The 15981-nt window shown below is 47.9% G+C and carries 13 protein-coding genes, 8 tRNA genes and 1 riboswitch; of the genes, 9 read left to right on the forward strand and 12 right to left on the reverse strand.

The features are described from left to right. Window positions 1-17: 17 nt before the first annotated feature. The 7 genes from sufD to T495_RS0101795 form a co-directional block, all read right to left on the reverse strand. The gene (gene sufD / locus T495_RS0101765) at window positions 18-1373 is read right to left on the reverse strand and encodes a Fe-S cluster assembly protein SufD (protein ID WP_033147372.1); all 1356 of its coding nucleotides are present in this window, start codon (window positions 1371-1373) and stop codon (window positions 18-20) included. After that, a complete protein-coding gene (sufC, locus tag T495_RS0101770) occupies window positions 1373-2128 on the reverse strand; it encodes a Fe-S cluster assembly ATPase SufC (protein WP_033147373.1) in 756 nt (251 codons plus the stop codon). Before sufC ends, sufD begins: the two co-directional genes overlap by 1 nt. Window positions 2129-2132: 4 nt before the next feature. Next, complete coding sequence (sufB, locus tag T495_RS0101775; protein WP_033147374.1) at window positions 2133-3581, reverse strand: Fe-S cluster assembly protein SufB; 1449 nt, start codon at window positions 3579-3581, stop codon at window positions 2133-2135. Between the two features lie 2 nt (window positions 3582-3583). Then, complete coding sequence (gene infB / locus T495_RS0101780) at window positions 3584-6406, reverse strand: translation initiation factor IF-2 (protein WP_033147375.1); 2823 nt, start codon at window positions 6404-6406, stop codon at window positions 3584-3586. Between the two features lie 35 nt (window positions 6407-6441). Continuing rightward, window positions 6442-7701, reverse strand: coding sequence for a transcription termination factor NusA (gene nusA, locus T495_RS0101785; RefSeq protein WP_028902994.1), 1260 nt, complete (start codon window positions 7699-7701; stop codon window positions 6442-6444). Between the two features lie 40 nt (window positions 7702-7741). Further along, a complete protein-coding gene (gene rimP, locus T495_RS0101790) occupies window positions 7742-8209 on the reverse strand; it encodes a ribosome assembly cofactor RimP (RefSeq protein ID WP_028902993.1) in 468 nt (155 codons plus the stop codon). A gap of 110 nt (window positions 8210-8319) precedes the next feature. After that, complete coding sequence (locus T495_RS0101795; protein WP_081773259.1) at window positions 8320-10080, reverse strand: S41 family peptidase; 1761 nt, start codon at window positions 10078-10080, stop codon at window positions 8320-8322. 173 nt (window positions 10081-10253) lie between these two features. Here T495_RS0101795 and T495_RS0101800 point away from each other — a divergent pair. The 8 genes from T495_RS0101800 to T495_RS0101835 all read left to right on the forward strand — a co-directional run bounded on the left by T495_RS0101800 (window position 10254) and on the right by T495_RS0101835 (window position 11240). Then, window positions 10254-10327: transfer RNA gene (locus T495_RS0101800), tRNA-Asn, on the forward strand. A gap of 311 nt (window positions 10328-10638) precedes the next feature. Continuing rightward, window positions 10639-10723, forward strand: a tRNA-Ser gene (locus T495_RS0101805). Between the two features lie 8 nt (window positions 10724-10731). Next, window positions 10732-10819 (forward strand) — tRNA-Ser (locus tag T495_RS0101810). A 5-nt stretch (window positions 10820-10824) separates the two neighbouring features. Beyond that, a tRNA-Phe gene (locus T495_RS0101815) sits at window positions 10825-10897 on the forward strand. Between the two features lie 11 nt (window positions 10898-10908). Next, window positions 10909-10990, forward strand: a tRNA-Tyr gene (locus T495_RS0101820). A gap of 4 nt (window positions 10991-10994) precedes the next feature. Then, window positions 10995-11067 (forward strand) — tRNA-Trp (locus T495_RS0101825). A gap of 6 nt (window positions 11068-11073) precedes the next feature. Then, window positions 11074-11160, forward strand: a tRNA-Met gene (locus T495_RS0101830). Between the two features lie 6 nt (window positions 11161-11166). Then, window positions 11167-11240 (forward strand) — tRNA-Cys (locus T495_RS0101835). 50 nt (window positions 11241-11290) lie between these two features. On the opposite strand, the gene T495_RS0101840 is transcribed toward T495_RS0101835, so the two are convergent. The 5 genes from T495_RS0101840 to T495_RS0101860 form a co-directional block, all read right to left on the reverse strand. Continuing rightward, a complete protein-coding gene (locus tag T495_RS0101840) occupies window positions 11291-11707 on the reverse strand; it encodes a hypothetical protein (protein ID WP_028902991.1) in 417 nt (138 codons plus the stop codon). A gap of 40 nt (window positions 11708-11747) precedes the next feature. Next, window positions 11748-12515 (reverse strand): metallophosphoesterase, encoded by a 768-nt coding sequence (locus T495_RS0101845; RefSeq protein WP_033147376.1) that lies wholly within the window; start codon window positions 12513-12515, stop codon window positions 11748-11750. Between the two features lie 50 nt (window positions 12516-12565). Then, window positions 12566-13267, reverse strand: coding sequence for a hypothetical protein (locus T495_RS0101850; protein ID WP_033147377.1), 702 nt, complete (start codon window positions 13265-13267; stop codon window positions 12566-12568). Between the two features lie 34 nt (window positions 13268-13301). Next, on the reverse strand, window positions 13302-13931 hold the full coding sequence (locus tag T495_RS15005; RefSeq protein WP_051651800.1) for a metallophosphoesterase: 630 nt from the start codon (window positions 13929-13931) through the stop codon (window positions 13302-13304). Between the two features lie 120 nt (window positions 13932-14051). Further along, window positions 14052-15089 (reverse strand): RNA ligase, Rnl2 family, encoded by a 1038-nt coding sequence (locus tag T495_RS0101860; protein WP_033147378.1) that lies wholly within the window; start codon window positions 15087-15089, stop codon window positions 14052-14054. Window positions 15090-15595: 506 nt separating this feature from the next. Beyond that, window positions 15596-15711, forward strand: a riboswitch (SAM-I-IV-variant riboswitch). A 108-nt stretch (window positions 15712-15819) separates the two neighbouring features. Here T495_RS0101860 and T495_RS15730 point away from each other — a divergent pair. Continuing rightward, complete coding sequence (locus T495_RS15730; protein ID WP_155993386.1) at window positions 15820-15966, forward strand: hypothetical protein; 147 nt, start codon at window positions 15820-15822, stop codon at window positions 15964-15966. Window positions 15967-15981 lie beyond the last annotated feature (15 nt).

The raw sequence follows: 15981 nt of genomic DNA on the forward strand, positions 1-15981 counted from the left end.
TGAGCTTTGAACTGTTTTTATTTGCAGAGTTTGCAGCCTGAGCACTTATTCAGCTCGCCACGGAATCGTTTCTCTACCAGATAGTGCAGGCGATCGCGCAGTGGCTCTAATTGCATGTGATCGATAACCTCGTTGATAAAGGCGTTTTGCAGCAGCACTTTGGCCTCCTGCAACGAGATACCACGCTGACGCATATAGAACAAGGCAGCATCGTTCAGCTGACCGACAGTCGATCCGTGCGCACACTTCACGTCATCGGCATAAATCTCCAGCATAGGCTGAGTGTACATACGTGCCTCTTTGGTGGCTGTCAGATTCTGATTAGTCATTTGCGAAGAGGTCTTCTGAGCGCCATGCTCTACCAGCACACGACCAGCAAAAGCACCTGTCGACTTATCATCAAGCACATACTTATACAACTCCTGACTGGTGCAGTGTGGTACCTTGTGCACAATCAGCGTGTTATTATCCACATGCTGCTGTTTGTCGGCAATCACGCAACCGTAACATTGACACTCAGCCCCCTCACCACTGAAGGTTAGGTCGAGCTTGTTGCGAGTGATACCATTATGCAGGGTAATCACATTATGGTTTACACGACTGTTGGCCTGCTGGTCGATATATACATTGCTTACACGCACATTCTTATGATGCGTCTCTTCCATGCAATAGAGGTCTAACGATGCATTCTCGCCTACGTAAGCCTCAATGACCTGTGTGGCTAAGAAGTTCTTATCATCGGCAGCATGGTCGCAAAAAAGCATCTTGATTTCTGCGCCCTCTTCAAGTACAATCAGCACACGACGGTTCACCATCAAGTCAGGCACAGCACGCTGAGCATTCTGCGGTGTACCCTTCAGGATGTTGATGACCTGAATAGCACGATCAACTTTGACATTCCTGGGCACATAAACCAGCATACCATCCTGTGCCAACATGGTGTTCAACGCAGTGATAGCATCCTCACTGGTCTTTGCCAGCTTGGTGTAATATTTGTTTACCAACTCCGGATAATCGCGCATTGAGCCGATAATCACACCTTCAGGCAGATGACCTTTTGGCTTCTCATCGTGATAGAACATATCGTTAACCACGAAATAGAGGCTGGTGCTCAGATTAGGTACATCGCAACGGAAAGCCTCATAAGGATCGACGGGAATCTGCAGTCGGCTGAGGTTCACACCATAGTCAGGCTCAAACAGCTTCTGCATATCGGTGTACTTGTAGCGCTCCACCTTTTTGGATGGGAAGCCCTGCTTGCGGAAGTCCTCAAAGGCCTGATCGCGCACCACGTTCATCGACTCTGGAGCATGCGAGAAAATCATCTCTCGTGCCTGCTCGTAGAGCTCTATGTATTGCTTCTCGCTACTCATTATTCCTCTCCTATTTCTTCCTTAATCCAATCGTAGCCGTGCTCCTGAATCTGAACAGCCAGTTCAGGACCACCAGTCTTCACGATGCGTCCCTTGTAGAGCACATGTACAAACTGAGGCTTGATCATCTCAAGCAAACGGTCGTAGTGGGTGATGACAATGCATGAAGTCTCCGGTGTTTGCAACTTGTTAACACCTTCGGCCACAATACGCATAGCGTCAACGTCCAGACCTGAGTCAGTCTCATCGAGAATACTGAGCTTAGGCTCCAGCATAGCCATCTGGAAAATCTCGTTACGTTTCTTCTCACCACCGCTAAAGCCCTCGTTCACCGAGCGGTTAGCCAGCTTCGAGTCGAGCTCAACAATCTTACGTTTCTCGCGCTGCAGCTTCAGAAACTCAGCTGCGTTCATAGGCTCTAAGCCCAGATACTTACGCTTCTCGTTGATGGCAGCCTTCATAAAGTTGGTCATCGAAACACCAGGAATCTCAACTGGATACTGGAACGACAGGAACAGCCCCTCGTGGGCACGGTCCTCAGGCTTCATCTCCAGCAGGTTCTTGCCATTGAAGTAAGCCTCACCCTCAGTCACCTCGTAGAGTGGATTACCCACAAGCACAGCACTCAAGGTTGATTTACCTGAACCGTTAGGTCCCATGATGGCATGTGTCTCACCATCGTTAATCACGAGGTCGATGCCTTTTAATATCTCTTTATCGCCAATCTTGGCGTGTAAGTTCTTTACTTCTAACATATCTTTATCCTACAGTTCCTTCTAATGATACTGATAATAGTTTCTGAGCCTCAACGGCAAACTCCATGGGCAGCTTCTGCAGCACCTCCTTGGCGTAACCGTTAACAATAAGTCCTACGGCCTGCTCAGTGGGAATGCCACGCTGGTTGCAATAGAAGAGCTGATCCTCTGAAATCTTCGAGGTGGTAGCCTCGTGCTCAAACACAGCTGTATCGTTGTGCACATCCATATATGGGAAGGTATGTGCGCCACAATCCGAGCCTAAAAGCAGTGAGTCGCAGCTTGAGTAGTTACGGGCATTATCGGCAGTAGATGCTGCACGCACCAGTCCGCGATACGAGTTCTGCGAGTGGCCGGCCGAGATACCCTTCGAGATGATGGTGCTCTTGGTGTTCTTACCGATGTGAATCATCTTGGTACCTGTATCAGCCTCCTGATAGTTGTTAGTCACAGCTACCGAATAAAACTCAGCCACCGAGTTGTCACCACGTAGGATACAAGAAGGATACTTCCATGTGATGGCACTACCTGTCTCAACCTGAGTCCACGACAACTTAGAGTCAACACCACGCAGGTCACCGCGCTTAGTTACCAGATTAAGCACACCACCCTTACCGTTCTCATCGCCTGGATACCAGTTCTGAACGGTAGAGTATTTTACTTCAGCACGGTTCATCACGATAATCTCTACGATAGCAGCATGCAACTGGTTCTCATCACGCATCGGGGCTGTACATCCTTCCAGATACGATACGTAGGCATCGTCGTCGGCAATAATCAATGTACGTTCAAACTGGCCTGTATTACGGGCATTGATACGGAAATAAGAGCTGAGCTCCATAGGGCAGCGAACACCCTTGGGGATATACACAAACGAACCATCGCTGAACACAGCCGAGTTGAGCGCTGCAAAGAAGTTATCCTTGTAAGGCACTACGGTACCCAAGTACTGACGTACCAGATCGCCGTGCTCCTTGATAGCCTCGCCGATAGAGCAGAAGATAACCCCCTTCTCGCGCAGTTTCTCTTTGAAAGTGGTCTTTACCGATACACTATCCATGATGGCGTCAACGGCAGTGTTACCACTCAATGCCAAGCGCTCTTCGAGTGGAATACCCAGCTTATCGAAGGTCTTCTCGAGTTCAGGGTCAATCTTACCATCACCTTCGGGCTTCTTAGCCAGTGGGTCGGCATAGTAGCTAATGGCCTGATAGTCAATCTCTGGCACATGTACATGCCCCCACTTAGGTTCCTGCTGCTCTTTCCAGTAGCGGAACGCCTTCAGGCGGAACTCGAGCATCCACTCAGGCTCCCCTTTCTTAGCAGAGATGAGCCGAACGATATTCTCGTTCAGCCCTTTCTCGATTATTTCAGTATGTACGTCGGTGGTGAAACCAAACTCGTATTTCTGTTCAGCTACCTGACGTACAAATTCATTTTTATTCTCTGACATTATTACAGTTTCTGTTCTACCTCAATCTCTGTGAAGGTTTCGATGATATCACCTACCTGGATATCGTTGAAGTTAACCAGCGAGATACCACATTCCAGTCCGGTTGCCACTTCCTTGGCATCGTCCTTATAACGCTTCAGAGCGTCGATAGGAGCAGTGTGGATCACGATACCATCACGGATAACGCGGGCCTTATCCTTGTTATGTACCTTACCATCGGTAACGAGACCACCGGCAACGGTACCTACCTTAGAAATCTTGAATACCTGCTTAACCTCGATTTCACCAGAGATAATCTCCTTCTTAACCTTATCAAGCATACCCTGCATGGTGCTCTTCACATCATCGATAGCATCGTAGATGATAGAATAGGTATTGATTTCAACACCCTCGCGATCGGCAGCCTTACGGGCATCGGCAGAAGGACGTACCTGGAAACCGATGATGATAGCCTCTGATGCAGAAGCTAACATGACATCGTTCTCCGAAATCTGACCTACAGCCTTGTTGATCACGTTCACCTGAACCTTCTCGGTAGAGAGCTTGATGAACGAATCAGAGAGCGCCTCGATACTACCATCGGTATCACCCTTCACGATGATGTTCAGCTCGTGGAACTCACCCAGAGCGATACGGTGCGACAGCTCATCAAGACCAAGCTTGGTAGTGGTACGCAAGCTCTGCTCACGCTGCAGCTGGATACGCTTGTTAGCGATTTCGCGGGCCTCCTGCTCACTCTCCATCACATGGAACGAGTCACCTGCAGTAGGAGCACCGTTCAGACCCAGGATGATAGCGGGCTCGGCGGGACCAGCCTTCTCGATGCGCTGGTTACGCTCATTGAACATAGCCTTTACCTTACCCCAAGCAGTACCTGCAATCACGACATCGCCTACCTTCAGCGTACCGTTTGATACGAGTACTGTTGAAACGTAGCCACGACCCTTATCGAGCGAGCTCTCGATGATACTACCAGTAGCCTTACGGTTTGGATTAGCCTTCAAGTCGAGCATCTCGGCCTCGAGCAATACCTTTTCAAGCAGCTCATCAACGCCGATACCCTTCTTGGCACTGATTTCCTGACACTGGTACTTACCACCCCACTCCTCTACAAGCAGGTTCATGTTAGCCAGGTCCTCACGAATCTTATCGGGGTTAGCACCTGGTTTATCAATCTTGTTGATGGCGAACACCATAGGTACGTTGGCAGCCTGTGCGTGGGCGATAGCCTCCTTGGTGGTAGGCATCACAGAGTCGTCAGCTGCAACGATGATGATGGCGATATCAGTCACCTGAGCACCACGGGCACGCATGGCGGTAAACGCCTCGTGACCAGGGGTATCCAGGAAGGTTATCTGTCGGCCATCCTTCAGCTTCACATTGTAGGCACCGATATGCTGTGTAATACCACCAGCCTCACCGGCAATCACGTTGGTGTTACGAATGTGGTCGAGCAACGAAGTCTTACCGTGGTCAACGTGTCCCATCACTGTTACGATAGGGGCGCGAGAAATCAGATCGTTCTCATCATCCTCCTCCTCAGTAATAGCGTTCTGTACCTCAGCTGATACATATTCTGTGGTGAATCCGAACTCCTCGGCTACGATGTTGATGGTCTCAGCATCCAGACGCTGGTTGATTGACACCATGATACCGATGCTCATACAGGTACCGATAACCTGGTTTACACCCACGTTCATCATGGTAGCCAGCTCAGATACGGTAACAAATTCGGTGAGCTTCAGGATCTTGCTCTGTGCTGCCTCTGCTGCCATCTCCTCGTTCATACGCTCTGCTACAGCATCACGCTTCTCACGACGATACTTGGCACCCTTCTTATTCTGGTTCTTAGAGGTCAGACGGGCCAGCGTTTCCTTTACCTGGCGTGCTACAGCCTCGTCGTCAACCTCCAGAGGCTTCTGAACGGGGCGATTCTTCTTTTTGTTTCTGCCACCGCCATTATTACCATCCTGATAGTTCTGGTTTCCGCCCTTGTTCTTCTTATTGTTCTGGTTGCCACCCTTGTTGTTATTCTCGTTGGCAGCAGCCTCGATATCTACACGCTCTTTTCCACCGTGAATACGCTCGCGCTTCTTCTTTTCACCACCGTGCATCTGAGCCTGCTTCTCCTCGCGCTCCTTACGGCGCTCCTCCTTTGATTTCTTCTTAGGACGAGTACTCTGGTTGAGCGAATCAAGATCGATTTTACCTACCACATTGAAGTTGGGCGCCATTTTCTTCTCACTCTTCAGTGTGAAGATTGACTTCTCTTCAGCAGCGGGCTTCTGCTCTTCCTTAACCTCTGCCTTTGGCTCGGCTTTCACTTCGACCTTTGGCTCAGGTTTGGGCTCGGGCTTCGGTTCTGGCTTGGGCTCGGGTTTCACTTCAACCTTCACCTCGGGCTTCACTTCAGACTTCACCTGAGGTTTGGGCTCGGGTTTAGGTTCGGTTTTGGGCTCCACTGCCACAGGAGCCTGGGTTTTTTCCTCATGAGCCTTGACAGGTTTGCCAATAGTGCTCAGATCTATCTTTCCTAACGGAGTGAAAGTCTGCTTGGTTTCCTCCTTAGCCTCAGCCGCTACTGGCTCTGGTTTGAGGTCCTGCTTTACTTTCTTCTCCTTTTTGGGGAATATCATACCGGCCTGGGTCTTCACGTCCTTGTCGCCCTTAAACTCCTTCACCAGCGCATTGTACTGTTCATCGCTGATTTTGGTGTTTACGGTAGCGTCGGCTATGTCGCCCAGATTCTTCTTCTTCAGATAGTCAATCGCTGTCTGAAGTCCGATATTCAATTCTCCTAATACTTTATTTAATCTAACACCCATCTAATTTACAATTTGACTGTTTTACAATTTGACAATTACTCAAACTCCGCGCGGAGTACATCCAGCAGTTGGTCGACGGTCTCTTCCTCCAAGTCGGCCTTTTCAATCAGCATTTCGCGTGGGGCATTCAGCACTGCCTTTGCAGTATCCAGTCCGATAGCCTTGATGGCATCGATAACCCACTGGTCAATCTCATCAGAGAACTCATCCAGATAGATATCCTCATCAGCCTCACCCTCATTAAGTACACGGAATACATCGATGGTATATTCAGTAAGCATAGATGCCAACTTGATATTCATACCGCCACGACCGATAGCCAGCGAAACCTCCTCAGGCTGCAGATAAACCTCGGCCTTGTGGTTCTCCTGATCCAGATTGATGCTTGAGATCTTGGCTGGGCTCAGCGCACGCTGGATAAACAGCTGAGTGTTGGCAGAGTAATTAATGACATCGATATTCTCATTACAGAGCTCGCGAACGATACCATGCACACGGCTACCCTTTACACCTACGCAGGCTCCTACTGGATCGATACGGTCATCGTAGCTCTCAACAGCCACCTTGGCACGGTCGCCAGGGATACGGGCTACGCGCTTGATGGTAATCAGACCGTCCTGAATCTCAGGCACCTCAGCCTCAAGCAGACGCTCCAGGAATGCTGGGCTTGTACGAGAAAGGATGATGCGGGGATTGTTGTTCTCGTTCTGTACTTCCTTCACAATGGCACGAATGGTCTCACCCTTGTGATAGTTGTCCGAAGGAATCTGCTCCTGCTTAGGCAAGTGCAGCTCGTTACCCTCATCGTCAACAATCAGCACCTCACGCTTCCAGATCTGATATACCTCACCACTCACTACCTGGTGTACCTTATCCTTATACTTCTGGTAAAGTGAATCGTGCTCGAGCTCCAGAATCTTCGAGGCCAGTGTCTGACGAAGGTTCAGGATAGCACGACGGCCGAACTTCGCAAACTCTACTTCCTCAGAAACCTCCTCGCCTACCTCGTAGTCGGGTTCAATCTTCTGAGCCTCGCTCAGCTCGATTTCCTTGTTCTCATCTACCACCTCACCATCGGGTACTACCACACGGTTGCGGTGAATCTCAAAGTCGCCCTTATCGGGATTTACGATCACGTCAAAATTCTCGTCCGAACCAAAAATCTTGGCGATAACATTACGGAAGCTTTCTTCCAAAACGCTCACCAATGTGGTGCGATCGATGTTTTTGGTTTCCTTGAATTCCTGGAAGGTCTCAATCATTGAGGGGCCCTTCACTTCTTTTTTGATTGCCATTGTCTTATCTTACTATTTTTTTATTATTTTCTTCATTTAATTATTTGAATGCCAGCAGATATTTGGCATACTTCACCTCATCCATCTGGTAGGTCTTATCCACATCTACCAATACGGGGCGCTTCTTGCCCTCCTGCTTCTGCTTCTCCTGCATGGTGATGGTGAAGCTTGGCGCATCAACAGCCTTGAGTACACCCTGCACCTTCTTGCCATCGGCCTGCAACACCTCGAGGGTATCGCCGATGTGGTTAATATACTGCTGGGCTACTTTAAAAGGCTGACCAAGGCCAGCGCTACCAACTTCCAATTCATAATCTCCGAGTTCCTCACCCAGGCGCTCCTGAAGGAATCGGCTCAATGCTGCACAATCCTCGATCCACACACCGTCGGCGTGGTCGATCTCGATAACAATACGGTCATCAGCCGCAAAGTTCACGTCTACCAGGAAGTACTCGTTGCCCTGCAACCACTCTTCCGTTAATGTCTGAATAATCTCTTTATTTATCATCTAACAGTTATTAAAATGTGAAATGAGAGACTCTTTCGAGCCTCTCATTCCGCTGAACGGGTGCAAAATTACAAATAATTCTGCAATCTTCCAAATTTTTACTTACTTTTTTACGCCAAATCACTAAAAATCATTGGTTTAGACACATTTTTGGTGATACTGACGGGCGATTTTTTCTGTAATCTTATCAGGCTGGCAGTCTGCTTGGGTTTCTTCGGAGTCAGCAGTTTTTTATACTCATCCGAAGATTTCAGCAAACGGATGGCCTCCTTCACCTGCTTGTCATAGTTCAACCCAGCCTCGATGGTACCGCGCTGATAGTAGTAAGCGGCAATGATATCTGCCTCAAGTATCTGGCGCAGTACACGTTCGTGCTTATCCAGATCGGTAGACACATTATGATTCAACTTCTTCTCCAACTCATCAAAGGTCGGCTTGGCATCATCATAATACCCCTCAAACTTAGCTGTCTTGACGAGTTCTGCCAATTGCTTCTTGCTTACAGGGTCATAGGTAAAGCCACTCTTTACCACCCGGTTCTTGAACTCCTGCCAATCAGCATCGCTGATATGGAAATCGGCTGCAGGCGCTATCTGTGGATGCTTGGCTATATACTCCACCACATAGTCGAACATCACCTCGGTGCTGTCCTGGCCGCTGGCTGAGAGATAGAAGGCTATGTTGGGGATTGTGTCACCCTTCAGCTCCACGTCGGGCATGATACCGCCACCATCGCGCACCTCACGGCCCTTACGGGTATAAAACACCTTGGTCAACGAATCGGGTATATGCTCCTGATAGCCCATGCCACGCTTGTAGTTATAAGCCTGAATGCAACGTCCGCTGGGGATGTAATATTTCGAGGTAGTGACCTTCATGTTGGTATTGTAAGGCAGATCGATGGGTACCTGAACCAATCCCTTTCCATACGTACGCGTACCTAATATAATAGCGCGATCCATATCCTGAAGTGCGCCGCTGGTAATCTCGCTGGCCGATGCCGTCTCGCCATTCACCAGCACAACCATAGGCATCAATGTATCTACAGGCTCAATGCGGGTCTCATAGGTTTTATTGGCTTGACGGATTTTTCCACGGTTCTCAACCACCTTTACGCCCTTGGGCAGCCAGATGTTCAGGATATCCACAGCCTCCTGCTCCGATCCGCCGCCATTACCACGCAAATCGAATATCAGCGATGTGGCACCCTGCTTCTTCAAATCCACGAAGGCACGGCGCACCTCTTTGGCACAGCCTTCGGTAAACTGGTTCAGCACGATATAACCAACGCCATCCCTCATGCCATAGTAAGGCAACTCGGGCATTTTGATATTGCGACGCGTAATCTTGAAATTCATTAGCTTACCTGTGCTGGGGCGCATGGCCTTCAGCACGAAAGTAGTACCTGGTTCACCACGCAGATGGCTGCTCACGTAGCCTACTTCCTTGGATGTCATCATCGAGTCATCGATGCTCAGTATGACATCACCCTTTCTCAGACCAGCCTCAGCCGCTGGCATATTCTCGTAGGGCTCATCGATCACCACGCGGTCCAGTTTCTGATGCTTGCGCACAATGGCACCAATACCAGCATACTTACCAGTCAGCATCTGGCGCAGGTTCTTGGTTTCATCCTGCGCGTAATACTCTGTATAAGGATCCAGACTACGAAGCATGGCATTAATAGCTGTACCTACCGTCTCCTTTGGATTCAGCGTATCAACATACAACAGATCCAGGTTCTTATAGACATGGTTCAGTATATCCAACTGCTTCCCCACCTCAAAATTGTGGTCGTTAGGCTTCTGGGCCATCGTGGCGGTGGCCGATAGTGCCATCGCACAGAGAGCTATCATTATCTGCTTCTTCATCATCATCAATATTTATTGTTTTTATGGCTGCAAAATTAAATGATTCTTGCCGAAAAACATACATTTTTGTAGGAAAAATGAAAAAAATTAAGGTTTATAGTCATTTTTTTCCAAAAAAGTTTGGTAGTTTCAAAAAATCCTCGTACTTTTGCACCCGCTTAACAGCAATACCTGCTTCAGTAGCTCAGTTGGTTAGAGCACCTGACTGTTAATCAGGGGGTCGTTGGTTCAAGCCCATCCTGAAGCGCCTTAGAAAGAGTCCTGTAGGTCAACGACTTACGGGATTTTTCTTTTTTATACATTTCAAAATTGTAGCCAATTTGTAGCCAATTCTGTTTTGTTGTAGCCAATTCGTGTTTCTCCTTTGCAGAATTAACAATCCAAGATCCTGCAAAGAATAATAATTGCGAACCGTTGTCAAGTTCTAACGTTGACAAGTTGAAAATCATTAGGGTATTTCAACTGTCAACAACCTTTTTTGATGATTTCTTGCAAAATAATTCTTGCTACGCAGAAAGGCTGCATAGGGCTATTGTACCTTTGCACCCGAAATCCAACGGAAGTATGGGTGAGCGGTCGATACCAGCACATTGCTAACGTGCCGAGCCGCAAGGCTCCGAAGGTTCGAATCCTTCTGCTTCCGCACAAATTGGAGGTTTGGCAGAGTTGGTCTATTGCACTAGTCTTGAAAACTAGAGGGCGGTCAAACGTCCCAAGGGTTCGAATCCCTTAGCCTCCTCTGATGGAACTTTGGCAGACTTGGTGTATGCGCAGGACTGAAAATCCTGAGAACGTGGTTCGACTCCACGAGGTTCCACAAGAATATAATGAGGTGTTCTCCAGCGGCAACGAGAGCAGACTGTAAATCTGTCGCCATTCGGCTTCGTGGGTTCGAGTCCCGCCACCTCAACGATGGGAGCATAGTTCAGTTGGTAGAATGTCGGTCTCCAAAACCGAAGGTCGGAGGTTCGAGCCCTTCTGCTTCTGCAAAATCGCGGGATAGAGCAGTGGCCTAACTCACCAGTCTCATAAGCTGGGCCGGTCAAAAGCCGGACGCAGGTTCGAATCCTGCTCCCGCAACTACACGTGAGGATGCTCGAGTGGCTTAAGGGGGCGGTCTGCAAAACCGTTATTCATCGGTTCGAATCCGATTCCTCACTCAATCATTAAAGACTCCGATTTCCCCAAACAGGGAACCGGAGTCCTTCCTTTATCCATAGTTCAGAATGGCTGTTAGCCTTTTCTTAACTCTCGCAAGTACTCTGCCCATCTGCTGAAGTTCAGGTTTCCCCTCTGTCTTTTCTAACATCTTTACTGCCTTCGTGATAAGTTTGAAATCATCAGCTGTCAGAGGCAGTTCAGTGATAGAGTAGTCAGGATCAGCGTACCTGTAGTACTTCTGATCGTAAACCTCTATGGGCGCATTGTATCCGAGTTTGTCAGAACGCATAATCTGAATATCGTTCTGAACTGTTCTAAGAGAGATCCCTTTGCGAATCCCTTCCATATCGTACAGCGCATCAGATACTTCATCAACCAGGTCCTCTATCGTCCATCTTCTGTACCTGTTGCGCAGGCTTCTGTCTATTATCTTGTAACGCAATAATGCGTTTTTGTTTACTGGCATAATGTATTTTACAATCTGAATGGTTCATAATCTTTCTATTTTATAGTTCTATTACTTTGCCGGATTCAAATCCGTTAGTCAGGTGCTCGTTTGAGAACACATACCCCATTTGGTTACACACAATCTTCGTATTTCCTATGGTAGTATCGATGTTCGTGTGTGAATGGCCATATATCCATGCGTCAATGCGGCTGTCAGCAATGAAGTTGCCAAGTTCCGTTGCAAATGCTCCGTTCAAGACAGAACCCATGTGTCGTGCAGCCACAACTGCCAATGAAGGCAAATGGTGAGTAACTACAACGATATGCTTGGCGGTACTCTCCTCGACTGCACGCTTCAAGAACCTAAGACATTTCTCATGTTCAAGATTGAAGTCCTCAGGCATAAACCGACGGCCATTATACATAATCTGGCGGAAGTCGTTCATGCCACGCTGAACATGGAACATATCCTGCTCTGGTATTCTCGACCACAGCGTAGTCAGAATGAAGTCCGTATCGTCTATGCGCACCACCTTATTATAATAATAGCCCACATTCTCACGTATCATCCATTGCCAACTGTCGCCACGTGCTGTTACGTCGCCATTGCTGTAGAACTCGTGATTACCAGGTACTAATAGCACTTGCTGGAAGTTCTTTGATGCCCAGTTCCAAAATCGCTTCTGAGGGGCAATGATGTCCCGCAGGTAGAACGTGTCACCTGCGAGCACCAGAACATCGCCCACAACTTCAAACTCATTCGCTTTTATATACCGCGAATTGTCATATAACTCCATATGGAGATCACTCATGTATTGTATTCTCATTGCTCTTAAATATACGTTGTTCATATCAAATCATTAATTATTCGTATGGCCTAACTGGCATAAAATACGAGTCGGATAGAATCCTCTGAGCACCATTCATCAGTCAAAAACTCATGGATGAGGGCGATGCCTGCAGCAAATTCCTTCAACCAGATGATTTCGTTCAGTTCTTCCCCCAAGTAATACTCCAGCATTTCTCCCTGGTCAATGTAGTCGTCCTCGTCTTCCTGCTGCTTCTTTTTAGTTTCAATCTTTTTCCCATTGACAGCCGCAAGAATCGTATCGAGTTTCTCTGAGATGCCATAAGAGAGTTGTTTGGAGTGCTCCGTCAGTATAGCCGACTTACATTTCTCCAACTGCTCATCCAAATATGACTGCAGTTCTGTCAAGTAGCACCACGACTTGCCCCATCGCCAGTCTCCGCCAAATACGCCGACATCCTTCTTCGAATCTATTCTTTCCTGAACCTTGTCAAACATCTCTTTCAACTCAGGGCTCAAGTCGTTTGGGAAGCCCCTGTCATTGAATGGCGCATCGTGACCAACCAACAGGTCTCTAACGCATCCTTGGCGTACAAGAGTAAACATACAACCCATCTTCACTCCGCCAATCTCTATGGGGTGATTATCGTCGGGAGAGGGGCCTTCGCCAAAATATCTCCATTCTTTATAATCGAGGGGCACAATTCCTTCAAGCAAATGCCACTGATCCTTTTTCTTGAATTCGATAAAAATACTGCTATAAGTTCCCATATTGTTTGTTTTTTGTTAATTCATTACCATTTGTTTACCTCACTTCACTACGATAGTTGTTCTGTGCATACTCCATGAAGGTGTTGCAATCGTACTGCTTAATCTTCTCTATGGCTACGTTATAGATATCCTCCAATGTCAGGAAGTGCAGATTGGCGAGAGAACCGTCTATACCAACATCAAAGCGTAGGTCCATCGACAGTGCATTATAGTCGTCGAGTTTGCCATGACTATGACCATGAAGCATTATAGATCCTCGTGGCTTTTGGTTCCATGTCACCATAAGATAGTGGCACATCACCACACAGAGATCCTCTTTCAAGAACGGTGCCACAGATGGTTTGAAACGCATCTCCTTGATCTGATAGACCTCCTTGAAATAGTTCTTGTAAGCCCGAATCGAGCCATCGTGGTTCCCCTCAATCAGGAACTTCTGCCCAGGCAGTTTCTCCAACAGATGGCGGGCATTCTCACTCTTCAGGAATGTCAGATCACCCAGAATATATACCGTATCACGCTTGTCTACTGTGCTCTTCCAAAGGTCAAGCAACCATTCGTCGTGTGCCACAATATCTACCGTATCCGAAAACGGGCGCTTAGGTGAATGCTTCAGTATGTTCGAATGGCCGAAATGCAAGTCGGCCGTAAAATAAATCTTGTTCATTGTTCTATTCTTTTTAAATTTTCTACCTATAAGTAGGGATAAATATGAAATGTTACATTGCAGAAGAGAATAAATCTCTTATTAAGTCTCCCCCAGCCTTTAACTGGGAGAGACGAATTACTATTCCATGATATAAGCCTGGCTCATATAAACCTGCTTCACGAGGGCGGTGCAGAGCTTGTTCAACTCTTTGTTGAGCGACTTCTGCTCGCACTTATCAAGGGCTGCATAAGAGCCACCATGCTCTTTTAGGAAGTCGTCAAGCACGTCTTTGGAGAGTGCGCCCATCACGCGACCAAAGTCCTTTGGGAAGTGTACCTCACCGATGTGGCTCACCACGTTTGCCAGACGGTTCTCGGTGACGTAGGTCTCGCCCTCCTCAATCAGAATCTTCAATGCATCGCTATAGGGTACGGGCTCGGCAAAGAGCTTGTTGCGCTTCTTTACGCTCTTCTTCTCGGCAAACCGCTCGTTCTTACTCTTGATGAGCACGCGAGATCCGTTCCCCAGATACATTGGAGTAACGGGACGGATGACGATACCCTCGCAGATATTGTCCTCGATAGCGGGTAGTCCAAGCCATTCGGCAATCTTGCTCTGGAAGGCGTTGGGATGTTTCAGACACTCGGTCAGAGTCCCATGAAAGAGGGTCTTGGCGTAGAAGAAGCCCTCGGTCTCGAAAAGTTCATTCACCTCATCGACAGGCAAGAACCGACCACCATCCTCAGCAAAGAGATAGATGTCGAAGCCGTAGAACTCGTGCTCGGGAGTGTAGCAGACCCCCTTCTGAATCAGCGCAACCTTGTGAGCGACCTTCACGCCATCGTGAGGATATAAGCCGCCAAACATCTCGCCAAAAACAGAGATGTGGGTCACCTCCGGATACTTTGCCTTTATGTCTGCGAAGAGTTTCTGCACCCTGTCCTTGTATCTGTCGAGCAGTTCTAGGTAGTCATAGAACTGCTCACCATCGGCCAGCATCGAAGTCCTCTTGGCAAACCTCACCTCCTCACCATCGCAGAGAAAGCTGGTGTTGGCACCATGCACCTTCTCCTGCACTACATATTCCAAATCCTGTGGCATCTCAGCCACCACGTGCTCCATGAACTCACGGCTGAAGGAGTTTTCGATAGAGCTGTACTTCTTGAATTCAATCATTGTTCTTTTCTTTTTGTGCGCATCGCTGCGCGGTTAATACTGTTGTTGATTAGCGTATGCCCGTCTGCTAAGGCCGCGGAGAAGTACGGATAATGGACACACCGATAACGAAAAACCGTTGGAAAGTTTGGTAAGTTCTTTCCAACGGTCTCGTTATCTCTTATACTCTGAAGTTCGGCTGCATCTATGCCGTCCGGTCAGATTCTCTATCTGATGATGTTCGTTGGAAATTTGGCGTGTACCAGTCACGTGCTGCAATACTCATCGAGTTTGTCGTATGAACATAGCAGAAGCCTCCAAAGCTTTCTTTGCTCTGGAGCGGTAACAGTGTTGATATGTTCATTCTTTGTTGCAGCATTGCTCTTTGTTTACATAAATTTGAAAAACGGCGGCAAAATTATACATATTTTCACAAACCGCCAAACTTTTTCGTATCTTTTTTGCATATTCAGAAGAATTGGCATCGATTTCTATTATTCTTTCATTATTTCTTTGTACCTTTGCACCCGAAGCATCAAGAGCAGTGCCCGAAAGGGTGACTCGCCAACCGAGCTTTAGCTTAGCCACGGTGGTCAGTACGATGCGGAAGCAACATTTATAAACTTCAAAAACAAAAGTTATGCAACAGCACATTTATTACACCAAGTATGCCCTGCGGTTCGCAGACATGCAGATTCCCGAGTTAGTAACAGTATTCAATCATCAGGTCGGTAATACCGGCTAGACTGGTATGCGAGCCTACCACGACCAGGCACTCATCGCCGAGTTCCAACGACGAGGCATAGATGTCTCAGCCATCTATAACGGCCAAGCCGTATCATTCGCCCGTCCTGTTAGGTACGATATTGTCGGCAATCGGTTGGTCATCATTGGCTAAAAGCCCTTTCTTTAT

Source organism: Prevotella sp. P6B1 (assembly GCF_000702825.1).
GTDB lineage: Bacteria > Bacteroidota > Bacteroidia > Bacteroidales > Bacteroidaceae > Prevotella.

Coding starts and splice junctions, on each gene's coding strand:
- sufD (WP_033147372.1), bottom strand. CDS start 1,373: ATGAGTAGCGAGAAGCAATACATAGAGCTCTACGAGCAGGCACGAGAG.
- sufC (WP_033147373.1), bottom strand. CDS start 2,128: ATGTTAGAAGTAAAGAACTTACACGCCAAGATTGGCGATAAAGAGATA.
- sufB (WP_033147374.1), bottom strand. CDS start 3,581: ATGTCAGAGAATAAAAATGAATTTGTACGTCAGGTAGCTGAACAGAAA.
- infB (WP_033147375.1), bottom strand. CDS start 6,406: ATGGGTGTTAGATTAAATAAAGTATTAGGAGAATTGAATATCGGACTT.
- nusA (WP_028902994.1), bottom strand. CDS start 7,701: ATGGCAATCAAAAAAGAAGTGAAGGGCCCCTCAATGATTGAGACCTTC.
- rimP (WP_028902993.1), bottom strand. CDS start 8,209: ATGATAAATAAAGAGATTATTCAGACATTAACGGAAGAGTGGTTGCAG.
- T495_RS0101795 (WP_081773259.1), bottom strand. CDS start 10,080: ATGAAGAAGCAGATAATGATAGCTCTCTGTGCGATGGCACTATCGGCC.
- T495_RS0101840 (WP_028902991.1), bottom strand. CDS start 11,707: ATGCCAGTAAACAAAAACGCATTATTGCGTTACAAGATAATAGACAGA.
- T495_RS0101845 (WP_033147376.1), bottom strand. CDS start 12,515: ATGAGAATACAATACATGAGTGATCTCCATATGGAGTTATATGACAAT.
- T495_RS0101850 (WP_033147377.1), bottom strand. CDS start 13,267: ATGGGAACTTATAGCAGTATTTTTATCGAATTCAAGAAAAAGGATCAG.
- T495_RS15005 (WP_051651800.1), bottom strand. CDS start 13,931: ATGAACAAGATTTATTTTACGGCCGACTTGCATTTCGGCCATTCGAAC.
- T495_RS0101860 (WP_033147378.1), bottom strand. CDS start 15,089: ATGATTGAATTCAAGAAGTACAGCTCTATCGAAAACTCCTTCAGCCGT.
- T495_RS15730 (WP_155993386.1), top strand. CDS start 15,820: ATGCGAGCCTACCACGACCAGGCACTCATCGCCGAGTTCCAACGACGA.